Genomic DNA, 294 nt, shown 5'->3' on the forward strand with positions numbered 1-294 from the left:
CCCGTTCTGCATGGCGAATAGGCGCCAGTGCTGGATAACAAAGCGGAGGCTGATGACGTGGTTCATTGGTTTGCACCTCGGTTCTGGTGGGCGCGAACGTCTTCGAGCATCTCTTCAAGGCCATCAAGTACCCGCTGTGGCATGGCGGCGGGCGGTAGTGGCGCAGAGAACGTGCGCTCTCCGCGCTCTGTTACTGAAATCACGTCCGGTGAAAGCGTTAGGCAGAAGCGCCGGCCTTGCTTGATGTTGATGTCCATAACAATGTCTGCGAGGTCGTGGACGCGGTTGCACACT

General features: G+C 58.2%; 1 protein-coding gene. It reads right to left on the reverse strand.

The features are described from left to right. Nucleotides 1-62 precede the first annotated feature (62 nt). A partial coding sequence (locus CXF87_RS12530) for a hypothetical protein (protein ID WP_157826552.1) occupies nt 63-294 on the reverse strand: 232 nt, incomplete at its 5' end.

The sequence above is a fragment of the Halomonas sp. MES3-P3E genome (assembly GCF_002836035.1).
Lineage (GTDB): Bacteria > Pseudomonadota > Gammaproteobacteria > Pseudomonadales > Halomonadaceae > Vreelandella > Vreelandella arctica.